20 protein-coding genes are annotated in these 21453 nt (G+C 32.5%); 8 read left to right on the top strand and 12 right to left on the bottom strand.

The window, feature by feature from the left end:
- Positions 1-94 precede the first annotated feature (94 nt).
- From LNP81_RS12980 to LNP81_RS12970, 3 genes are all read right to left on the bottom strand, one after another.
- A complete protein-coding gene (locus tag LNP81_RS12980) occupies positions 95-1849 on the bottom strand; it encodes a TonB-dependent receptor (protein ID WP_230036427.1) in 1755 nt (584 codons plus the stop codon).
- A 133-nt stretch (positions 1850-1982) separates the two neighbouring features.
- Entirely contained in the window at positions 1983-2846 is an 864-nt protein-coding gene (locus LNP81_RS12975; RefSeq protein ID WP_230036425.1) for a PhzF family phenazine biosynthesis protein, read from the bottom strand.
- Positions 2847-2942: 96 nt separating this feature from the next.
- On the bottom strand, positions 2943-5957 hold the full coding sequence (locus tag LNP81_RS12970; protein ID WP_230036423.1) for a tetratricopeptide repeat protein: 3015 nt from the start codon (positions 5955-5957) through the stop codon (positions 2943-2945).
- A gap of 340 nt (positions 5958-6297) precedes the next feature.
- Between LNP81_RS12970 and LNP81_RS12965 the strand changes: the two genes are divergently transcribed.
- The 3 genes from LNP81_RS12965 to LNP81_RS12955 are packed head-to-tail and all read left to right on the top strand — an operon-like array spanning position 6298 to position 8810.
- Positions 6298-6981, top strand: a complete 684-nt coding sequence (locus LNP81_RS12965) for a cell division ATP-binding protein FtsE (protein WP_230036421.1) — start codon at positions 6298-6300, stop codon at positions 6979-6981.
- On the top strand, positions 6981-7868 hold the full coding sequence (locus LNP81_RS12960) for a glycosyltransferase family 2 protein (protein WP_230036419.1): 888 nt from the start codon (positions 6981-6983) through the stop codon (positions 7866-7868). Before LNP81_RS12965 ends, LNP81_RS12960 begins: the two co-directional genes overlap by 1 nt.
- Before the next feature lie 6 nt (positions 7869-7874).
- The gene (locus LNP81_RS12955) at positions 7875-8810 is read left to right on the top strand and encodes a glycosyltransferase family 2 protein (protein WP_230036417.1); all 936 of its coding nucleotides are present in this window, start codon (positions 7875-7877) and stop codon (positions 8808-8810) included.
- On the opposite strand, the gene LNP81_RS12950 is transcribed toward LNP81_RS12955, so the two are convergent.
- Together LNP81_RS12950 and LNP81_RS12945 are read right to left on the bottom strand one after the other, a co-directional pair.
- Complete coding sequence (locus tag LNP81_RS12950) at positions 8788-9210, bottom strand: sugar 3,4-ketoisomerase (protein WP_230036415.1); 423 nt, start codon at positions 9208-9210, stop codon at positions 8788-8790. The genes LNP81_RS12955 and LNP81_RS12950 overlap by 23 nt on opposite strands.
- Positions 9194-10042 carry a glycosyltransferase family 2 protein gene (locus LNP81_RS12945; protein ID WP_230036413.1) on the bottom strand — a complete coding sequence of 283 codons (849 nt, stop codon included), beginning with the start codon at positions 10040-10042 and terminating at the stop codon, positions 9194-9196. Before LNP81_RS12945 ends, LNP81_RS12950 begins: the two co-directional genes overlap by 17 nt.
- Before the next feature lie 152 nt (positions 10043-10194).
- Here LNP81_RS12945 and LNP81_RS12940 point away from each other — a divergent pair, with 152 nt between their 5' ends.
- On the top strand, positions 10195-11079 hold the full coding sequence (locus LNP81_RS12940; protein WP_230036411.1) for a glycosyltransferase family 2 protein: 885 nt from the start codon (positions 10195-10197) through the stop codon (positions 11077-11079).
- Between the two features lie 11 nt (positions 11080-11090).
- On the opposite strand, the gene LNP81_RS12935 is transcribed toward LNP81_RS12940, so the two are convergent.
- From LNP81_RS12935 to LNP81_RS12905, 7 genes are all read right to left on the bottom strand, one after another.
- On the bottom strand, positions 11091-12365 hold the full coding sequence (locus LNP81_RS12935) for an O-antigen translocase (protein ID WP_230036409.1): 1275 nt from the start codon (positions 12363-12365) through the stop codon (positions 11091-11093).
- Between the two features lies 1 nt (position 12366).
- Complete coding sequence (locus LNP81_RS12930) at positions 12367-13518, bottom strand: DegT/DnrJ/EryC1/StrS family aminotransferase (RefSeq protein ID WP_230036407.1); 1152 nt, start codon at positions 13516-13518, stop codon at positions 12367-12369.
- Positions 13515-14465 (bottom strand): GNAT family N-acetyltransferase, encoded by a 951-nt coding sequence (locus LNP81_RS12925; protein WP_230036405.1) that lies wholly within the window; start codon positions 14463-14465, stop codon positions 13515-13517. Before LNP81_RS12925 ends, LNP81_RS12930 begins: the two co-directional genes overlap by 4 nt.
- 139 nt (positions 14466-14604) lie before the next feature.
- The gene (locus LNP81_RS12920) at positions 14605-15207 is read right to left on the bottom strand and encodes a trimeric intracellular cation channel family protein (protein WP_230036403.1); all 603 of its coding nucleotides are present in this window, start codon (positions 15205-15207) and stop codon (positions 14605-14607) included.
- A 72-nt stretch (positions 15208-15279) separates the two neighbouring features.
- Positions 15280-15702 (bottom strand): PH domain-containing protein, encoded by a 423-nt coding sequence (locus LNP81_RS12915; protein ID WP_230036401.1) that lies wholly within the window; start codon positions 15700-15702, stop codon positions 15280-15282.
- A 7-nt stretch (positions 15703-15709) separates the two neighbouring features.
- Complete coding sequence (locus tag LNP81_RS12910; RefSeq protein WP_230036399.1) at positions 15710-16561, bottom strand: hypothetical protein; 852 nt, start codon at positions 16559-16561, stop codon at positions 15710-15712.
- A gap of 134 nt (positions 16562-16695) precedes the next feature.
- Complete coding sequence (locus LNP81_RS12905) at positions 16696-17439, bottom strand: RDD family protein (RefSeq protein ID WP_230036397.1); 744 nt, start codon at positions 17437-17439, stop codon at positions 16696-16698.
- A gap of 20 nt (positions 17440-17459) precedes the next feature.
- Here LNP81_RS12905 and LNP81_RS12900 point away from each other — a divergent pair, with 20 nt between their 5' ends.
- Genes LNP81_RS12900 through LNP81_RS12885 form a run of 4 tightly spaced genes read left to right on the top strand, consistent with a single transcriptional unit; the run spans position 17460 to position 21333 of the window.
- On the top strand, positions 17460-18425 hold the full coding sequence (locus LNP81_RS12900) for a stage II sporulation protein M (RefSeq protein ID WP_230036395.1): 966 nt from the start codon (positions 17460-17462) through the stop codon (positions 18423-18425).
- Positions 18425-19372 (top strand): hypothetical protein, encoded by a 948-nt coding sequence (locus tag LNP81_RS12895; protein ID WP_230036393.1) that lies wholly within the window; start codon positions 18425-18427, stop codon positions 19370-19372. The genes LNP81_RS12900 and LNP81_RS12895 overlap by 1 nt, the downstream gene beginning before the upstream one ends.
- Positions 19365-20138, top strand: a complete 774-nt coding sequence (locus LNP81_RS12890) for a DUF4129 domain-containing protein (protein WP_230036391.1) — start codon at positions 19365-19367, stop codon at positions 20136-20138. The genes LNP81_RS12895 and LNP81_RS12890 overlap by 8 nt, the downstream gene beginning before the upstream one ends.
- Complete coding sequence (locus LNP81_RS12885) at positions 20131-21333, top strand: DUF4350 domain-containing protein (protein WP_230036389.1); 1203 nt, start codon at positions 20131-20133, stop codon at positions 21331-21333. The genes LNP81_RS12890 and LNP81_RS12885 overlap by 8 nt, the downstream gene beginning before the upstream one ends.
- The last annotated feature ends 120 nt before the right edge of the window (positions 21334-21453 follow it).

The raw sequence follows: 21453 nt of genomic DNA, 5'->3' as shown, positions 1-21453 counted from the left end.
ACGAATTCACGAATTTATTTAAAATCATTCGTGAATTCGTGGCTTAAAATTTTGTAAAAAAATCTTAGTGTCTTAGCGCCTTCGTGGCAATAATTTAAAAATCGAATTTATAATTTGCTCCCACTAACACCTGAAATCCTTGCACAGGGTAATTCAGCCATTTTTCGTAAGCCTGATTTCCTATATTATTCAATTTCAAGAAACACGTTAAACGCTCGTTGTATTTGTATCCTAAATGCGCATTGGCATCAAAATAACTTTTTAGTGTTGTAATCACAGGATCAGTTCCTAAAGTAAGATTCGATTGCATGTCTTTACGTTCTCCTACATAAAAAACATTCAAACCAGCATACCATTGTTTGGTAATGTTTACATCAAGATTAGAGCTCAATTTCATTGACGGTAAGTTCCAGGCTTCGATACCATCGTATTTGTAACTATTAAAAGTTCCGTTGATTCCGAAAGACACATTTCTTGAAAAATCGGCTTTTAATTCTCCGTAGAAACGGAAGGTTCTTACGTCATCATACACCACTCCAAAAGAGTTTCCCAAAGCATAATTCTGATTCGAGAAATCCTCTGTATAATCGTTACCTTTGTATAATGCTTTGTCTTTTTCGTTTAGATAAGAACCTGTTACATTATAATTGATGTTGTTGGCCAATTTACCTTTTAAACCTGCAAAAACAGTATATTGATTGTTTGTAGGACGCATGTTTAATGTTGGCGATAAAAACGGATTATCATTCACAAAATCAGCATAAGAGTTTTGTTCTAAACCACCATTTACTCCAGTATAGAAAATCATTAAATCGCCTACCAATTTATAAGAAGCGTTTACTTTTGGATAAATATAAAATTTGTTTCCGCTGTTTTCAGAATCTAAACCGTAGAACAATCCAGCTCCTAATTCAAGTGTCCAGTCGTTTTCAAGAATTACAAAACTTGGTTCAATTCCAAAATTTGTTAAACTGTATTTTAAAGGACTTGTATTATCACGTGCATAATTATGTTCGAAAGATCCGCTTACGTGATCCACAATAATATTAGTATTAATTGATTGATCCATTACTTCAACCTTGAAAGAAGGCTTTACATAAAAGCGATTTTCTGAAGAAGAAAAACTATCTGAAAAGTGGGTGAATTTAGTTGAAATTTTACTAAAAATTCCTTCATTAAACTCAATATTTCCTCCTAACGAAATAGTATTATAAGAATGATTTGGATTAATTCCTCTAATTAAATCATCACGAGTTTGTCCTGCTAAAGTTGTACCAAATTCAGTCGGTAAACCGTACCAATTGTAAACCTGATTCTGATATCCTAAATCAACATTCCATGCCATATCGCGATTGTTTACGCCATAACCTACATTTAATGCTGTATCATAAAACTCATCATTTAGTTCTACACCTTTTATTCCGCCTTGCGAAGAATGATGACGGAACATTCCAGCCACATAATCATTGTTTCCCAAATCCTGATTTACGAATAATTCAGCATTTAAAGTTCCGTAATTTCCAACTCCTAAAGTCGCATAATTATTAAACAATTTTTCTCTTTTTGATTTCTCCACACCTTCCGCTTTTCCTTTTGATGGCGTAAATGTAGACGCTACAGGAACCGACAAAATACTATACTTGATCGTTTCTTTAGGCTGATTTCCGCTATCATCAAGCGAAGGAGTTTCCTTTACTTTAAAAGCATCCGAAATTGTTGGCGAATAAGGCTTTACCACGTTTACAGTTTCTGTCCCTATAGTTTCCTCTTTTTTCTTTTGAGCAAACGAAAGCTGGACAGCAAACAATACAAGTAAAATGATGATTTTATTATGGCAATTAATTTTCATATTTCTTTTATTTTAAGAGAAGAAGAAAAAAGAGCAAAGAAGAAAGACTTCTCTCTTGTTTCTAAATTTTCTCTATTTTCTATATTCTAAATCTTTGTTCTATTCTCTTTGTTCTTTCTTCTATTCTCTAAAACTAAGCTTCCCACTCTCCTTTTGCAACAAACTGAGCCTTTCCTCCTATTTGAATATCAAAATCATTCTCTTTTACACTTCCGTGAAAGTAAATCTGCGACGGACGACCGATGTAATCTCCCTGATAATTAATCAAATCAAATTCAGGTTTGTGATATTTTAATAAAAAAGCCTGTAAACAAGTACTCGCACTTCCTGTTGCTGCATCTTCTACCAACTGATTGTGCTCAATATATAACATTCGGCTAAACAATTTTGAACCTTCTAAATAATAAAAATATAAAGCTCTATGACTTGTTTTGCAATTCTTTTTGAGCCAGTCATCCGTTTTATCTTTATCTAAAACCAAATTTTCCAATGCTCTTTTGCTGCTTAATCCAACCATTACAAAAGCACTTCCGGTGGTTATTTCCTGAATAGGAAATTGATTTTCAAAATCATGATTTTCCAGATTACTAAATACTGTAATATCTTCTTTCGAAAAAATATCCCAAAATTTCGGTTGAGCCGCTTTTAGCCAAATCAAACCTTCAGACTGATGAATTGCAATAGGACCAATTGGAACGTTTAATTTTATATGCTCCGGAGAATTATCAAAAACCTTATTCATCAAAACCCATGAAGTTCCAATTATTGGATGTCCCGCAAATTGCATTTCCTGAGATGGTGTAAATATTTTTATCTCGGCTTTATTATTTTCTTTGTCAAGTTTGGTTACAAAAGTGCTTTCGGCAAAATTAATTTCGCGCGCAATTTGCTGCATTTCTGCCGAACTTAAATTTCCTGCATCCATAAAAACCGCCAATTGATTTCCGGCATATTTTTTATCAGCAAAAACATCAACTATATAAAAGGGTAAACTCATTATTTTTCTTTTTTTTCTTAGAAAAGAACAAAGAGAAAAGACTTTTCAGCAATCTTTCTTCTTTTTTCTATTTTCTGCATTCTATGCTCTTTATTCTTACTTATTAATAGACGAATTCGTTTTAGACTCTTCTGCTTTTATCGCAGCCAACTCTTTTTTAGCTTCCTCAACAACATCCGGATAATCCGTAAAATTGTTGATTACGTTATCTAAAATATAAGTTGCCTGATAACTGTCTTTTAATCCGTAGAAGTTTTTCGCCATTAAAACCAAACTCTTCGCTCCATAATATTTATAAGCCGAATAATTTTTGGCCAATTTCTGAACCGATACATTCGATGCATCAAATTTGCCTTCTTTTGTTTTAAAGTAAGCATCATAATACAACGCTTCTGCGGCTAATTCTCCTTTTGATGTTGTCGATAATTTTGCGTAAGCTGCTTTCGCTTTGTCCTCATCTCCGGTTTGAATTGCTGCACGCGCTACAATAATTTGCGCATCGGCTTTTACATTGGCATCCGCTTTAGGATTTTGCAACACTTTGTCAGCATACGTCACCGAATTATCGTAATCTTTTTTGTCGTAGTAACATTTCATCAGGTTAGCTTGCGCAAAGCTTTTGTTTTGTACCGCATCAGCTTCGTCATCTAAACGTTTCAAGACCGGAATCGATTTATCGCAATCTTTTGCTTTCAAGTAAATCTGAGCTAATTTCATCAAGGATTGCTCTGTAAATTCGCTTCTTGGCTGATCGATTACATATTGATAATTAGCAACCGATTTCGTCTCAGAGCCTTCTGCGTAATACAATTGTGCCAAATAATAATTCGCTTCTAATGAATGAAGTCCCGTTTGAAATTTATTGATATAACCCGTAAAACCAGTAATAGCCAGTTTGCTGTTATTTTGACTGTATTGTTTAAAAGCCGCATCATAAGTATCATTATCCAATTCAGCATCTGTAACAGCAACGAAGTCTAATGTACGAACCCAGGTTGCGTATTCATCCACTTTTCCTGAATCTACATAAATCAATCTCGCTGTAGAAACGGCTTCTAAAGCCTCGGGAGTTTTTGGAAATTCTGCCGCTACTTTTTTGAATTTAGTCAAAGCGAGGGCATCACGATCTGAGTTGTAATAAATCAATCCTTGCTTTAAAATTGATTTTGAAGTAAAAGCTCCGTTTTTATATTCAGAAATCAACTGATCATAGGTTTTAAGCGCCTGATCGTTCTTTTTCTCTGTAGCATACGTATTTCCTAATTCGTATAAAGCATCGTCACGATATTCTGATTTTTTATACATCAAAAGGAAATTGTTCAGCTCATCGATTTTCTTATCGTTTTTAGACATGAATCCGTAAGAAATCGCTTTTTGAAACTGAGCATAATCTGCATCAACGCCTCTTGCTTCGATTGCTTTGGCGTAAGCTTCATTTGCAGCAGTGTATTTAGAATTTACAAAACGGCAATCTCCCAAACGTAAGTACGAATCATTCAAACGAACTTTATCTTCTTTTGAATTGTCGATTTGTGCCTGAAATGAATTTCCCGCCTGATCGTATTCTTTCAGTTTAAAATAAGTATATCCAATGTTATAATTGATGTTTTTATATTCGTCAGTTCCTTTGGCAGCAGCCAATCCTGCAAACTGTTTGTAGCTTAATAAGGCATTCTGAAAATCGGCAGTAACGTACTCTGTTTCTGCTTTCCAGAAAGTAGCGCGTGCTGTAAACTCAGGCGTTTTTTGTTCGCTGATCGCACTTTTAAACATTTTTCCGGCTTCCTGATAATTCGATTCATTATACAATTCTAATCCTCTGTAAAAAAGTACTTTTTGATACGCTGCTTTATTTTCTGCCGACCTGTTTTTCTCTAATAAAGTCAACGCTTCTTTGTAGTTTTTAGTCGAAATATAAGAATCAACCAATAATTTTTCTACTTCAGATCGGCTTGAATTGTTTGGATATTTTTTCAGGAAATCAAGTAAAATTGCCGGAACAGTTTGATACGCATTTCCGATATCATAACTCACTTTAGCATAATTCAAAGCGGCATCTTCCTGAATTTGTGCATTAAAATCCATTTCAGAAGCATTTTTAAAAGCATTCAAAGCTTCTTGTTTTTTACCTGTGTTCAAATAAGCCAAACCTAAATGGTAATATGCATTTTGGGCTACGAAATCTTTTCCTTCAATGATTTTATTGAATTGAGAAATCGCCTTTTCATATTCTTTTTTCTCATAATACGCGTAACCTAACTGGTAGAAATCGGTATTATTCCATTTTCCTTTTTTACCTGCATATTGCTCTAAAAACGGAATCGCTTTGTCGTATTGTTTTAAATTGAAATAACTTTCTCCGATGATTTTATTCAGTTCCGATTTTTCAAGTTCATTCGATTTAGCCATTGCTTTTTGTCCCAAATCGATAGCTTTCTGGAAATTTCCTAACTTGAAATTCATGTCAGCCTGATAATACGAAAGCTTCTCTTTGTATTTTTCTTCGCCTGAAACTTCATCAAAATACTTAGTTGCTTCTTTATAATCATCGCCTTCATAGGCCATAAAACCTAAGTAATATTTGGCCTGAGAACCAAATTCTGGAGAGTTCACCACTTTATTAAAGTAAGTTGTAGCTTCTTTTTTCTTTTTGGCATTGAAATAAGCATATCCTTTCTGGAAATTAAATTTATCCGAATCAGATTTGCTCATGTAGCTTTCATCCACTTTATCAAACCATTGCAGCGCTTTTGGATAATTTCCCTGTTCGAAGAAAAACTGAGCAACCTCGATATAAGCCTGATTTTGTTTGGTGCTTGTTGGATAATCAGTTACGAATTTTTCCATCAAAGCATCAGCATTTGCTTTATTGGTTCTAATGGCGCAATTGGCGATATAATAAGCACAATCTGACTGCACTTCCTCAGTCGTAGCATTGTTTTTTACATGTTCGAAAATAAGTTGTGCCGAAGCATATTGTTTGTCATTATATAAAGCCAGTGCTTTGTCAAATTCCTTTAAATCGTAAGTGTAAATAGCTGATTTTTGTGCCGAAACTATGGTCGAAAAAAGGATAATTGGTAATAAAAAGAACCAGGAAAGTTTACGCATTTTAATTATATTTAGTATTCAAATGTATCATTTTATACCGTTTATAACGAAACGTTTCAGGCTTTTATTATGAACAAATATTTAAGAACGAATATTTAGAAATTAAGTTTAAACCATATAAGCGATATAAGTAATTATAAGTTAGGAGCTTTACCAACTTCTTTTTGATCTTAAATCATATAAGTTGTTACAAATAAAAAAATTCAGCGTCACTTACTAAAATGAACTTATAGCACTTATAGGATTTAAAATTCATTTAGGTATTTTATTAAGAAATGATTCAAATTTATTTTGAATCGAAGCGTTATCTTATTACTTTTACCAATCAAATCAATTTATTATGTCACAAACCGTACTATCTCTTAAAGAAGTCACTATATATCAGGAAGGAAGAAAAATTTTATCTCATATTAATCTGGATGTTAACCACGGTGAATTTATCTACATCATTGGGAAAACAGGATCCGGAAAAAGTAGTTTCTTAAAAACTTTATATGCAGATTTACCCTTATCTGAAGGTGAAGGTCACATAGTTGAGTTTGATTTGGCTACTTTAAAAGAAAAAGACATTCCGTATTTGAGACGTAAAATTGGGATCGTATTTCAAGATTTTAAACTACTTCCGGACCGTTCTGTAAAAGACAATATGCTTTTTGTTTTAAGAGCGACAGGATGGGTTGACAAGGAAGGAATGGAACGTAAAATTGATGAAGTTCTGGACAAAGTGGGTATGAAGGAATACGTTAACAAAATGCCGCATCAGCTTTCTGGTGGTGAGCAGCAACGTGTTGCGATTGCAAGAGCTTTGCTTAACGACCCTGAATTTATCCTAGCCGATGAACCAACCGGAAACTTAGATCCGCAAACAAGTTCTGAGGTTCTTGAAGTATTGAAAAAAATCAATGCTAATGGTAAAACGGTTATCATGGCGACTCACGATTATGCTCTATTACTAAAATTCCCGTCTAAAACATTAAAATGTGAAGACGAAAGAATTTTTGAAGTGGTGCAACGCAGCGTGTAATGCTTTCTATAGTAATTCCTGTTTATAATTATAATGTTTTTCCGCTTGTTTTAGAGCTTAAAAAACAAGCCGATAGTTTAGGAATTGAATATGAAATCCTTGTACAAGATGATGTTAGTCATGAATTTATTTCTGAAAATTCTCAGATCAATTCATTAGAAAATTGTCTTTTCTCTATCAATACACAAAATTTAGGCAGAGGAAAAAACATCAACCTATTATGCGCCAAATCAAGATATGATTGTGTTTTGATTATGGAAGCCGATGCTTTGCCTGAGAATGAATCTTATCTTAAAAACTATATCGAAATACTATCGAAATCGAATCACGATGTTATTTTTGGTGGTGTAAAATATCCTGAAGCTATTCCTTCTAAAGAAAAATTGCTTCGATGGAAATACGGAATAAACAGGGAAATAAAATCTTTAGAGCACAGACTGAAACACCAGTACAATTTTGTTTTTACATGGAATTTACTTTTAAAAAAAGAAATTCTTTTGCAATTTCCTTTCCCTGAATTTATTAATGAATATGGATATGAAGATTTCATTTTCATAAAAAATCTGCGTTTCAATTCAGTTCCGGTTACTCATATCGAAAATTGCTTAATTCACCACAACTCAGAAACTAGTATCGATTTTATAAAGAAATCCGAAAGAGCCGTTAAAAACTTACACGATTTAATTCACTTAAATAAAATCGATCCTAAAAAAATAAGATTGAGCAAGTTGTACGTAATTTTAGAAAAACTGTATATTACCGCAATTGTAAAGGCAATATATCTAAAAACAAAGAAACAAATCCTCACTAATTTAATTTCAGAAAACCCGAATTTATATTTACTCGATTTTTATAAATTAGGCTATTATTGTGATTTAAAAAAATAATCGATTATGGTATTTTTTTCTGTTATCATTCCGTTATACAATAAAGCCAGTCATATTGAAAACACTATAAAAAGCGTTCTCAGTCAAACTTTTACAGATTATGAAATCATTGTAATTAATGACGCATCTACTGATGAAAGTCAAGCTTTAGTTCGTAAACTAAATGACAAAAGAATTCAGATCTTTAATCAAAAAAATCAAGGTGTTTCCGTTGCGCGAAATCTTGGAATAGAAAAATCAAAAGGGAAACTGATCGCTTTTCTGGATGCTGACGATTATTGGTTTCCGAATCATCTCGAAGAATTAGCTAAGATATATCATAATTTTCCTGATTGTGGAATTTACTGTTCTCGCTATAAAATCAAAACCGCCAAAAACCACTTTCAAACTCCATATTATTTTGGTGTAGACCAATCTTTTAGAGGAGTTGTAAAAGATTATTTCGCTTCAAACATGCCTTTTAGAATTACGTGGACTTCGTCTTTGGCGATACCAAAACAAATTCTCGAAACTTTAGGAGGATTTACGCCGGGTGTAACAAATGGTCAGGATTTAGAATTATGGACTAAAATTGGCATTAAATATCCGGTTGCAATAACTAATACTGTTACGGCTATTTATAATAATGATATTCCCGAAAGTCTCGCTAAGAAGAATATCAATTCGATGAATTTAATGGATTTTGAACAATTTAAAATTGCTGAAAGAGAAAATCCTTCTCTCAAAAAATTTCTGGATTTGTACCGAATTGAATATGGTTTTAAATATTATGTTTCCGGCTATAAAGAGAAAAGTTCATTCTATTTTAAAAATGTCGACAAACAAAATATAAGTTCAAAGATTCGTTTTTTAATGAAGCTGCCGCCTTTTTGTTTGAGATTTCTTTTTGAATCAAATCAAATTTTAAAAAAATGGGGAATTAATTTTTCTGTTTACCATTAGAATATTCCAAAAATTCATCAAAATCCCTGATGTAATCTTCTTCGATATAAACTTCTGAAGCCACTACCAAACAAACAGATCCTGAAGAAAAGTTTTGAAGTTCACGCCAAATTCCCGGATTAATTAGTAAACCTTCATAAGGCTTGTTTAAGGTTACAATTTCTTGTTCTTCTCCATCTTTCAGAACCACATCAAAACTACCGCTTAAAGCAACCAAAAATTCCTTAAGCTCTTTGTGCGCATGTCCGCCACGTTCAGAACCGCTTGGCACATCGTACAAATAATACACCCGCTTAATATCAAAAGGAACAATATCATTTTCAATCACAGAAAGATTACCTCTTCGATCTTCTATCTTGGGTATCGATAAAATTTGTATTCCGTTATTTTTTATTGTCATGCTGTAATGTTTCAAATTTTTGATGTCCCTTTTTTGAACTTTTAAGTGCTGATTTAAATTCGCCAAATCTTATTTTACGCTGTTTTAAATCAAAAAACAACTTGACAAATATCCAATAAATATAATTGCTTTTAAAAATCCTGGTATATAAAGCGCCTTGAATATAATATTTTTCTTCGATGCTTTTTTTTGATGAAGATGTCAATTCAAGATGCTGCACAATTACTTCTGATTCAAAAATCAGTTGTTGTTTTTTAGACTTTAAATCAAATAAAAAAATGGCTTCTTCTCCCATTTCGAACATCCCTCCTAACCCAAATTTTTCATCAAAATGAATTCCGGTTTTATCTAAAACTGCCTTATTCAATGTCATTTCTATTGAACTTGTATTAAAAATATCAAAGGCATTCAGATTCGTTTTAGAATGCTTAGGATATTCTTTCATCAAACTTCCATCTGACTTTACAGCACAAAAATTGATTGCAGCTGCATTCGGAAATTGATTATAGGAGTTGATTATTTTGGCAACAAATCCTTGCTGATATATTACATCATCATCAGCAATTACAAGGATTTTTCCTTGAGCATTTTCAAGCGCCAGATTTCGGCTTTTGGACAAATCTTTTTCGAAAGAATTTACAACTCTGATATTAGGATATTCTGATTCTAATATTGTTTCGAATTGAGTTTGATTAATAATTAAGATTCGGAAATTAGAAAAATGAAGAAACGGAAACATCGGAACTAAAAAATCTAACGAATCCTGATTCATGGTAGAAATCAAAATTTCAACATCAGTTTCGGTAAAAAGGTTTTCTAATTTATCTTCCATCTTAAAGCAAATGTAAAAAATAGTAAACGAAAAGAATACAATTTAAAACCTGCTATTTAGTTTTGTTTTTCTATTCAGCAAATCTTAACGCAATCAGGCATAATATTTCTTATTTTTGAATGCTTCAAGAAGCGGTTTCATATTCAACTTTTATGCAAAAATCCCCTTTAGTTTCCATCATTTGTTTGTGTTACAATCACGAACAATTTGTAGTTGAATCATTGAATTCAGTTCTAAACCAAACCTATAAAAACATCGAACTCATTATTGCAGACGATTGCAGCACAGATTCTTCTGAAAAAACGATTAAAAACTGGCTCGAAAATTATCCTGATGTACCATTTATCTCCAACGAAACAAACTTAGGAAACACCAAAACGTTTAATAAAGCATTGAAGATCGCAAAAGGAGACTATGTAATTGATCTGGCGGCTGATGATGTTTTATTGCCAAATTGTGTGGAAAAACAAATCGACACTTTTTTAAATTCTAATCAGAAAAAACTAGCCATCGTTTACGGAAATGCCGAAATAATCTCTGAAAACAACAAACATCTTCGTTATTATTATGAAGTGAATCCTGAAAAAAAAGTACTAAAAAAACCTGCCACAGGAGATATTTATTCCTCAATATTAAGTCAAAACAGCATGATTTGTTCTGTTTCTTCGATGGTAAAGCGACAAGTTTTGGATGAACTAAGGGGTTATGATGAAAATCTGGCGTACGAGGATTTAGACCTTTGGATCAGAACAGCCAGAAACTATAACTTTGAATTTATTGATGCGGTTTTAATTCAGAAAAGAGAACTGGAGAACTCACTGGGAAATCAGTTTTATAAAAAATTCAATTCCCGAACCCGAAAAATAAATTATTCGACTTATCTTATTCTTAAAAAAGCAATTGCCTTAAATAAAACAAAAGCAGAAAACAAAGCAGTTCTAAAACGAGTGCATCAGGAAATGGTAAAGGCTAAAAAGACGTATGATATTGGGTTGTTTATTAAATATATTCCGTTGGAATTGAAATTAAGGTTTTGATAAAAATGCTTTTAAAATAAACTTTTTCTAAAATACACACACAGAACCAAAAGATAAACGAAATTATCAAAAGCCTGAGCCATTACAACACCTTGAATTCCGAAATACTGCATAAAAACCAAATTCGAAAAATACAATAGAGCAAGAGAAGATACTTCGGCGATAATAAACGCTTTGGTTAATTTTTTAGCAAAAAACTGATAGCCTAAAATAAGGAAAGCGACTTTAAAAACATCTCCTATAAGCTGCCAGAAGAAAAGTGAAGCAACAGGTAAAAATTCTTTGGTAAACAATAACTGAACGATAAAAAATCGGGCAAAATAAACGACTACCAAACCCACTATAAAAACCGGTAAAATAGATTTATAGTACTGCCAGAAAATACTTTTTGTTTCTTTATTTTCCTTTGCTATTGCTAATTTGGGTAAAAAATAAACCGATAGAATCGTGCTTACAAAAAGCATATAATATGTCGAAATTCGGGTCATACTTTCCCAAAAACCAGCCTGATCGATACCTAGCTTTTCAATAACACTATTTCTCATAGCCAAATAAACCATTGGTCCTAAAACCGATGAAACTATTGCCATTAAAGAAAAAGGCAATAAATTTTTTATAATTTTAAAATCATACAAATGCCACTTTATAGCGTCTAAAAAATTGATTTCTTTTTGGACGAAGTAAAAAGTAACAAAAAACAATAACGAAGGCGTAATGACAATTGCTAATAAAGCTCCCAATGTTTGAAACTGTAAAATCATAAAAAGAGAAACCAATAATCCCAAAGTATTCCCGATGATATTTACCCAAATTACCTTTTTGAACTGACTTAAACCATTAAGAACTGCCAATAAAAAAACCGATACGGCATACCACGGCAAGGCCAATGCCAGAATTTTAAAAACTAAAACATAATCAAAAGCTGAATTTAAGATCGTATTGTTCCAGAAAGAAGCAAAAAAATACAAAACACCACTTAATACAAGTGCAATAAAAACCAGACTTATAAAAACGGTCGCTATTATTTTTTGTAAAACTTCTTTGTTTTTCTGGTTTTCGGCTACATATTTTATTATTCCACTTTGAAAACCCAGAGTTGAAATACTTTCTAAAGAAGTTAAAAAATTACGCAAATTTCCAACCAAAGCCATTCCACCGGGACCAACAAATATGGCTAATATTTTAGAGGTTATTAGCCCAATTCCAATTTTAATTGCAATACTCAGACTGTTTAAAGAAGTAATCTTAAACAAAGTCGTTTGCGTTATTTTTTTCAGGAAATGCAATCTAATATCGATTTAAAACAGCAACAATAAAACTAACTTCTTCATCTGTTAAAACAGGACTCATTGGCAAACTCAAAACTTCGTTATGAATCTTTTCTGTTATCGGAAAAGACAAATTACTCCAATCTTTAAGCGCTTTTTGTTGATGCGGAGGAACCGGATAATGAATAACGGTCTGAATATTATTTTGAGTTAAATAGGCTTGTAAATCTTCTCTGTTTGATGTTCGGATCACGAATAAATGAAAAACATGATTGTCTGATAAATCCCAAAACGGCAGGATTATTTTATCGTTTTTAATTTCTGATAAATAGCGTTTCGCAATCGCGCGACGTTTATCATTATCGGAATTTAAATTAGGCAACTTTACATTTAGAAACGCCCCCTGAAGTTCATCTAATCTCGAATTTACGCCAATATATTCGTTATAATACTTTTGTTCTGAACCATAATTACGAAGCGAAAAAAGCACTTTTGCCAATTCAGAATCGTTTGTAGTTATTGCTCCTCCATCGCCCAAACAGCCTAAATTTTTACCCGGATAAAAACTGTAAGCGGTTGCTGATTTTAGATTGTTGATTTTATATTTTAGATTATTTTCCTGGACATCGGTATTTGGAATTTGGGATTTGTTTTTTTTGGAATTTCCAAAAACTCCATGTGCCTGCGCTGCATCTTCAACAATGATTAAATTATTTTCAATCGCTATTTGATTAATTTTATTCATTTCGGCTAATTGACCGTATAAATGAACTGCTAAAATCGCTTTAGTTTTTGAGTTAATTTTCTTTTGAATTAAATCAGGATCTATATTATACGTTTCCAACTTTGGTTCAACCAAAACCGGAATTAAATCTGCCTGCAAAATGGCCAGAATACTAGCGATGTAAGTATTGGCAGGAACGATAACTTCATCACCTTTTTGCAATTTCCCCAACTGAATATAACCTTTAAAAATTAGGATCAAAGCATCAAAACCATTCCCTACTCCTATACAATATTCAGTTTGGCAATATTCGGCGAAAGCCTTTTCAAATGTTTCTACTTCTTTCCCTAAAATATACCAGCCATTATCTAAAACCAATTTCAGTTTGTCCTGAAAAGCAGTTTCATAAGGTTCGTTTATTTTTTTTAGGTCCAGAAATGGTATCATTTTATCTCAATTTTATAAAAATCCTGGTTGTAAACCATAGAGCCTAATTCTTCTTTTTGTTTTAAAAGTCCGGAATGATAGCCACTTTCGTTTTCTTCATTTACAATTCCCATATCAAAAAAGCGTTTGCCTTTTCGTTTGTACTTTTCGATCAAATTAATGAATAAAAAATCAAGTGCTCTTACTTCCTCGCCTTTTTTTGATGTGGCTCCGTATTGCGATTTTACCACATTTTCGGTTTCAAAAATCGTAATTCCCGCAATAATTTCATCATTGAGATAAACAGAATATTGTCTGATATTTTCAGGAAAACTCTGTTTCAAAAGTAAAATTTCTTCTTTTGTATGAACAGGTTTTACATTGAATTTCTCCAATAATCGTGGTTCTAAAATTGTTAACCAAAAAGGATTAAAATCATCATCTTCAATTATATCCAAATCAAGATCTTCAATTCTTCTAAAGTGTTTTAGCTTACTTTTAGAAATTTGCAAAGGCAATTCGAGATTAACGGCCAGATTCATTTCTTTTCGGTTTATAACTGCTCCTCTTTTAAACAAGAAAAAATCAACTTCGTTATTGCCTTCAGGAAAATAAAAATTAGGAATGGGCTTGTAGTAAAAAATCTCAAATAAATTCTCTTTCAAAAAAGACAAAACTGCATCTAAAACAGCTTCTGCTTTTTCTGCTTTTACTTTAGTAGTATACACCAATCCGCCGTAGGTAAGTCCCTGGTGCGAATAAAGAGAATTTCCAACTTTATTGGCAGGCAAAATACTTATTAGCTTTTCGTCCTGATAAACCATGAGCGAAAAATCTTCAAAACGATCTTTATGATATTCCATAAAATCACGGTGAAATAAAAATGTAGCATTTTTAGCCTGAGCTATAAAGTCATTCCAGATTTTATAATCGTTCTGATCGTATTTTTTTACAGTGTATTTTGTCATTTATTGTTGTTGCTTCTTTTGCTGGGAAATCGCACGAATTTACACTAATTTTTCTCTGCATAAAATACAAAACAAATATGCGCATATTTTTCGCAGTCAATGATTCGTGAAAATTAGTGAAATTGGTGACAAACAAATCTTATTTGTGGTCAAATGCCGGCAAATACCATTTGAATTTCACGGCCAATAATCGAGCAGTAATAATGACAAGAGAAGTTACTAAGTATAAAACATCGTCTTCAAGATTCAGTTTTTTTAGCGCAAAAAATACAATTCCGCCAAAAATACAAATGGTCGCATAAATTTCCCTTCTAAAGATTGTTGGGATTTCGGTACACAAAATATCACGGGTTACCCCGCCAAAACAAGCCGTCATGGTGCCCAAAGCAATACAAATTACCGGATGTAAACCCGTCATGATACCTCTTTCAAGGCCTATTAAAGTAAAAACACCTAACCCAATTGTATCAAACAAAAACAGGGAAGTTCTTAATTTGTCAAACTTTTTTCTGAAGAGAATTGCCAATCCAAAACCTAAAATAATGACATAGACATATTTTAAATCCTGCATCCAGCCCACCGGAGTTCTGCCTATTAAAACATCACGAAGCGTTCCGCCTCCTACTGCCGTTACAAAAGCAATGATAAAAACACCAAACGGATCTAGTTTTTTGTGCATTGCCGTTAATGCGCCGGACATTGCAAAAGCCATTGTACCAATAAGGTCTAATAAATGAAACATTTTACTTTTTTTTAGGTGCAAAGGTACAAAGGTCAAGAGGTACAAAGACACAAAAGATTAAATTATTTTAACTCATTTGTAAATTTTTTCTTTAATTTTAATTTCGGTCTCGGGATTAATTTTTTGAATAGCTTCAATAAATCTTATTTTATCTTTTGGCGAAATCAAAACTGTATCAAATTTATTGTATAAGATCTCCAGCCTGTCAAAAGAAAGCGCCGGAGAACTTATGATATTGTAACTTTCAGAAACTTTCTTAATACCTTCAATTTCAATCGAAAGATTAAAAAAAATTCCACATTTTATCCGTAGTTTTTTGTTCTCGATTATATAAAAAGTAGTCGAAAACATATAAGTAATAAAAATCACTACCAAAAGTATAAAGGAAAAACTAATCCAATTTTGATCATAGGCTGATCTTACAAGGATTCCTCCAAAAATTAAAACCAAAAACAGTATTAACCAAAGATCAATTTTAGATTCAAATTTCTCCATTTACTTCTTATTTTTTTACGTAAATCGGACTTCTTTTCAATAAATAGGTAATAGAGTCCATCCAGCTGTCTTTTATATTTAGGAATGGTTTACGGGTTTGTGAGTAAATTTTTGTCCCGTTTTTATACATATCAAAATAAACCATGTAATTGTAATACGTTAGATTACTGGAATTTGTAGTCGATATATCACTTGTTTTTACCTTTTTATTATTGTCACTCACTTTTGCACTTCCGCTGTTATAAGTAGAAGCAGTTGAGCCTTCGGTAATGGTATACGAAACTTTTGCGGCAAGAATATTGTCGACTCCCAGAATTTTTTGAAGATCTTCTATAGGAGTTTCATCTATGTTTTTATAATCGATTCCGGCTTTATGCAGCAAACTATTTGTAACTCTTAAATCCTGAACCGTTAACGGAAAAAGATTGGCAGATTTGTCCAACAGTTTATTATAAAGGTCGTTTTGAGCAAATTTCGCCATTTCTTCAGAAGTTTCTAAGGTTCCTGAATTTATGTACGGAATTGGCAACACGGCAATTGTATTGGGCTTCATTTCGGCAGAAGCAACAGCCTGAGCCGCTGAGTCATTATTAGTGGGAGTAGTTGCAGTTACAGCAAAAGCTTGAGAACGTCCACTGGCAAAATCAATTCTGGCAATTTGAGATACATCCAATTCTATTTGCAATGTTTCTCCGGGTAAGGAATAGTCAACCGTTTTATCGGATATTTTAGCAATCGTACATTCGATAATCTGGTAATCTCTTTTGATAATTTTATCTAATTTTTTTCCGCCCTGAGCGAAAGATAAAACAGAGACAAACAACAATAGTATTGCGGTAATAACTTTTTTAGAGTTCATGGTATTTAAGATTAAATTTTCCTACTCTTGGGCTTTTCGGATTCGCCTTTAAAAAAATGCTCGCTAATTTGTACAATAAAAGCATATACAAATTTACGAAATTCCTAACAAAACATCTCACATAAACGAATTAATTACATATTCTGCGTATAAAAATTGTAATCTTTTAAAATAACGCGTAAAAAATCGTTTTCGTTACCCGATTGGTTTTTAATTCCTGTGACATTTTCGATCTTAGCGACCAATTTATAAATGACTTCATGATCATTTCTGGCTTCGGCATTCTTAAAAGTTTCTTTAATAATACGCATATCATTATCAGACAATTTAATGACCAACGGATAAGTAGGAGCATAAGCCTCGCCTATTTCTTCAAGAATGGTATGACTAATATCGATTTTATTTTTTAAGGTAATTACGGCAGTTCCCGCTACCATATCACCCAATCGTTGTGCTTTTTTACTCGAAACCACGCTTACAATTGCGACAATTCCGTACAACAGGGTAATATCTACCAGTCTAAAAAACCAGCGCATTAAGTAATCTCCAAATCCTGCCTGATAACCATCTATTTTAACCACTTTTATTTTTACCAGTTTTTTGCCGATGGTTTGGCCTTCAAAAATGCTTTCTAAAGTTAGCGAATAAATAAAAAACGGAAAATAAAGTATTAAAACGATCGAAATTTTGGACCAATTGTCTAATCTGTCGAATAATTTACCGAGATTTAACCAATAAAAAAACACAAGTGAAACCACGCTTATATAAGCCACTTTAATAGCGAGATCGATGAAATAAGAGCCTATTCGCTCGCCTGGTGAAGCGGCAATAAAATTTATTTTAACATTTTGGGTTGTATTAATAGATAATTCTGACATATTTTATATTTTAGCCTACAATGAGAGAAGTTGCCTTCATAAAACAAAATAAAGAAAAATGGCTGGAGTTTGAGCTCGCTATTTTTGGTAAAGCTAAAAAAAATCCTGATGAGTTAGCTAATTTGTACATTCAAATGATGAATGATTTGTCGTATGCGCAAACGTATTACCCAAAAAGTAAGACAGTTGTATATCTCAATCACCTCGCTTCGCAGATTTATCAAAAGATTTACAAAACTAAAAGAACCGAAAAAAACAGATTCCTTGAATTTTTTAAAACCGAGGTTCCTTTACTGCTTTACGAATACAGGAGGTATTTACTCTATGCTTTTATTTTGTTCTTTGTTACGGTGGCAATGGGCGTCGTTTCGGCAAGATACGATCAAAATTTTGTTCGCTTAATTTTGGGCGATAATTATGTCAACATGACGCTGGACAACATCAAAAAAGGAAATCCAATGGCCGTTTACGGCTCCGGAAGCAACTGGGGAAGTTTTATTGGTATTACTCTGAACAACCTTTATGTAGGCGCAAGATGTTACATTTACGGTATATTTGGCGGCTTGGGAACTTTTTATATTTTTCTTCAAAATTCATTGATGTTAGGGTCGTTTCAGTACTTTTTCTACGATCAGGGTGTTTTCTGGAAAAGTGTTCGCGGTATCTGGATTCACGGTTCTATGGAGATTTTTGCCATTGTAATCGAAAGTGCAGCCGGATTTATTCTGGGAGCTTCGATCCTTTTTCCTAAAACTTTTTCGCGATTAAATTCGCTTAAAATAGGTTTCAAAAATAGTTTCAAAATATTTCTGAGTACCTTTCCTTTTACCATAAGTGCAGGATTTCTCGAAGGTTTTATAACCCGATATTCTATCGATATGCCCAATTGGCTCAGTAGTTTTATCATCTTATTTACATTAGGAATCATCTCATTTTATTATTTGGTTTATCCTTTCATTGTTCACAAAAAAATAACTTCATTATAATGTTTGAACTTTACAAAAAACGACAACTCGGCGACTATATCGTAGATTCGTTTACTTTCTTTAAAAATTTCGGGAAACACTTTTTTAAGATTTTTTTCGCCATAAATGTTGGTATGCTGCTAATCATGGGTACATTAATGTATTTATTTTTAGAAACTAATTTTAAGTCTCTGGCCGGTAATACTTTAGAAAAAACTACTCCGGATGACCTCTTCAACTACTTTGAAAGTTATCCCCTTCTTGCAGGATTTGCGGTACTTTTTTTAGTTATAGTTATATTTTTATCTCTTTTTAATTCGTCCTATCCAATTTTATATTTAAAATTAATAGCCGAAAAAAACACTAACGATTTTACCACACAGGATATATTATCCGCCTTTAGAAAAAGCCTTTGGAAAATAATTAAGTTCGGCCTGGGCGTTGTATTCATTATATTTCCTATTTTATTTATCGTTATAATCGCTTTATTTTTTCTCTGCTTTGTCTTAGTAGGCATACCATTATTAATAGTGGCGATACCTACTTTATTTACCTGGGTAAATTTGAGTTTTTACTCCTATTTAACAGAGGATAAAAGCTTTTTTGAATCTTTAAATCATGCACATCTTTTACTAAAAGAAGATTTCTGGTCTGCAATAGGAGCCAGTCTTATCGTCATGATTATGGTTCAGATGATACAGGCATCCATCACTATGTTTTTTTATTTTGTGGGAATATTTGCGTTTCTTTTCTTTGCAATTGCCAATCCTGATTTCGAGAAGATGCCTTTTGAACCTTCGCCAGTTTTTTTAATCCTGATTACTGTAGCATTTGTTTTAATTATGGCTTTGAGTAATATTTTTAGTAACGTTTTGGTAATCAATCAGGGAATTATCTACTATAGTTTGGGAGCAGACGATAGAATTTCGGCAACTGAAATTGAATCAATTGGAAGCAATAATGAATAAACTTCTCCTCTTTTTATCTTTTCTCTTTTTCTCCGGTATTTCGCATGCCCAGGATTCTTTGGCTACAGCCGAACCTCCAAAAATAAGTACCGTAAAATATACCGAGAAAGATATTCGAATTGATACCAGTACTGTAGAAGCCAAAACCTTCTCTAAAAATTTCAAAAAAAAATATACTGATTCTGATTTCGTATACGAACAAAAAGCTCCCGAAAAAGGTTTGTGGCAAAGCTTTATTGAATGGCTTGCCCGTATTTACCGAAGCATTTTTAGCGAGTCAGATACCAAAGCCTCTCTCGATTTTGTCACTATCTTTTTAAGGGTAATAGCGGTTTTAATTATTGTTTTTGTAATCTACTTAATAGCAAAAGCAGTAATCAATAAAGAAGGTCAATGGATTTTTGGTAAAAACTCGAATAAAAGAAATGTTTATTATTCTGATATCGAAAAGAATATTCACCTTCTGGATTTCGAAAAATTAATAAAAGAAAGTCTTTTGACAGGAGAAAAAAGAATCGCGATTCGTTATTATTATTTGTGGCTGCTAAAAGTAATGGCACAAAATCATTATATCGAATGGGATATCGAAAAAACCAATTCTGATTATTTATACGAACTGCAGCGACCTGAACATAAAGAGGAATTTACCTATTTGTCGTACTTGTATAATTATATCTGGTATGGTGAATTTGCCATTGATGAAATCTCTTTTATAAAAGCCGAAAACCGATTTAAGAACGCCATAAAAACCTTTAGTAATGGATAAAAGCATCAAAATTTACATTGCTGTTCTGGTTTTTATTTTAGCCGTGATTCTACTAATAGATCGTGACCAGCCAAAACCTATTGATTGGAGGCCAACATATGCTGTCAATGACAAAATTCCTTACGGTTTATATGTTTTTGACAAGGAAATTAATGGCTTTTTTAAAAATAATAAAGTAGAAAGAATTCCAAATGTAACGCCATATGAATTTTTAGATTCAAAATATGATGAAGATACGCTGGTAGAAAATTATAAAATAAAAGGTACTTTCATTAATATATCAGAATCGAATACAATTGATGAACAATCGATTAAGGAGATTTTTTATTTTGTTTCGCACGGAAACAATGCTTTTTTAAGCATGAAAACTTTTCCTAAATATTTATTAGACACGCTGAAACTGGAAATCAATTCAGATTATTTGAACGCCAATAAAACTCAGTTATGGCTGGCGAATAAAAAGACTAAAAGATATACTTTTGACCATCAAATACAAGATTATTTTTCTAAAATTGACACGTTAAACACCACTGTTCTGGGATACCATGGCACCAAATCAAGTCAAAAAAAACATATCAATTATATAAAAGTTCCTTACAGGCAAGGGTACTTTTATTTGCATACCCAACCCGTTGCTTTTACCAACTTTAATTTATTAAAAGCAGATCATTATCAATATGCCGAAAGCGTTTTATCTTATTTGCCAAAAGGCGATATTTTCTGGTATACCAAAGGTCAGCATAATGAAAATATTTCTCAATCGCCCTTGCGTTATATTATGTCTCAGCCGGGACTAAAATGGGCATGGTATTTCTTTTTATTCGGGATGTTGATTTTTATTATTTTTAATGCTAAACGCAAACAACGCGTGGTGCCTATCCTTAAACCTTTGGCCAATTCTACTGTTGATTTTACCAAAACCATCGGGAATTTATATTATCAGGAAGGCGATCACCGCAATATCATCGATAAAAAGATTATATACTTTTTAGAAAAAATGCGAACCGAATATTTGATCGATACCACAAAACTGGACGATACTTTTATTCAAAAACTGCATCATAAAACAGGAAAAAGTGAAACAGATATTCAGGAACTTGTATTTTTGATCAACGAACATCGAAATAGTTATCACGGAAGTCTTGAAGAAGATTTAATTAGAATTAATAATGCAATAGAAAAGATTATACATTAGATAAAAAAAAATATTTGCCACAGATTAAAAGATTAAAATGATATTTAAATCTGTGATAATCATTCTAATCTGTGGCAAAAAAAACATAATTAATAGAGAATTAAATAAAAATATTTACCA

This window comes from Flavobacterium piscisymbiosum, from assembly GCF_020905295.1.
GTDB lineage: Bacteria > Bacteroidota > Bacteroidia > Flavobacteriales > Flavobacteriaceae > Flavobacterium > Flavobacterium piscisymbiosum.
This window is presented reverse-complemented; position numbering and strand designations above follow the sequence as displayed.

Coding starts and splice junctions, on each gene's coding strand:
- LNP81_RS12980 (WP_230036427.1), bottom strand. CDS start 1,849: ATGAAAATTAATTGCCATAATAAAATCATCATTTTACTTGTATTGTTT.
- LNP81_RS12975 (WP_230036425.1), bottom strand. CDS start 2,846: ATGAGTTTACCCTTTTATATAGTTGATGTTTTTGCTGATAAAAAATAT.
- LNP81_RS12970 (WP_230036423.1), bottom strand. CDS start 5,957: ATGCGTAAACTTTCCTGGTTCTTTTTATTACCAATTATCCTTTTTTCG.
- LNP81_RS12965 (WP_230036421.1), top strand. CDS start 6,298: ATGTCACAAACCGTACTATCTCTTAAAGAAGTCACTATATATCAGGAA.
- LNP81_RS12960 (WP_230036419.1), top strand. CDS start 6,981: ATGCTTTCTATAGTAATTCCTGTTTATAATTATAATGTTTTTCCGCTT.
- LNP81_RS12955 (WP_230036417.1), top strand. CDS start 7,875: ATGGTATTTTTTTCTGTTATCATTCCGTTATACAATAAAGCCAGTCAT.
- LNP81_RS12950 (WP_230036415.1), bottom strand. CDS start 9,210: ATGACAATAAAAAATAACGGAATACAAATTTTATCGATACCCAAGATA.
- LNP81_RS12945 (WP_230036413.1), bottom strand. CDS start 10,042: ATGGAAGATAAATTAGAAAACCTTTTTACCGAAACTGATGTTGAAATT.
- LNP81_RS12940 (WP_230036411.1), top strand. CDS start 10,195: ATGCAAAAATCCCCTTTAGTTTCCATCATTTGTTTGTGTTACAATCAC.
- LNP81_RS12930 (WP_230036407.1), bottom strand. CDS start 13,518: ATGATACCATTTCTGGACCTAAAAAAAATAAACGAACCTTATGAAACT.
- LNP81_RS12925 (WP_230036405.1), bottom strand. CDS start 14,465: ATGACAAAATACACTGTAAAAAAATACGATCAGAACGATTATAAAATC.
- LNP81_RS12920 (WP_230036403.1), bottom strand. CDS start 15,207: ATGTTTCATTTATTAGACCTTATTGGTACAATGGCTTTTGCAATGTCC.
- LNP81_RS12915 (WP_230036401.1), bottom strand. CDS start 15,702: ATGGAGAAATTTGAATCTAAAATTGATCTTTGGTTAATACTGTTTTTG.
- LNP81_RS12910 (WP_230036399.1), bottom strand. CDS start 16,561: ATGAACTCTAAAAAAGTTATTACCGCAATACTATTGTTGTTTGTCTCT.
- LNP81_RS12905 (WP_230036397.1), bottom strand. CDS start 17,439: ATGTCAGAATTATCTATTAATACAACCCAAAATGTTAAAATAAATTTT.
- LNP81_RS12900 (WP_230036395.1), top strand. CDS start 17,460: ATGAGAGAAGTTGCCTTCATAAAACAAAATAAAGAAAAATGGCTGGAG.
- LNP81_RS12895 (WP_230036393.1), top strand. CDS start 18,425: ATGTTTGAACTTTACAAAAAACGACAACTCGGCGACTATATCGTAGAT.
- LNP81_RS12890 (WP_230036391.1), top strand. CDS start 19,365: ATGAATAAACTTCTCCTCTTTTTATCTTTTCTCTTTTTCTCCGGTATT.
- LNP81_RS12885 (WP_230036389.1), top strand. CDS start 20,131: ATGGATAAAAGCATCAAAATTTACATTGCTGTTCTGGTTTTTATTTTA.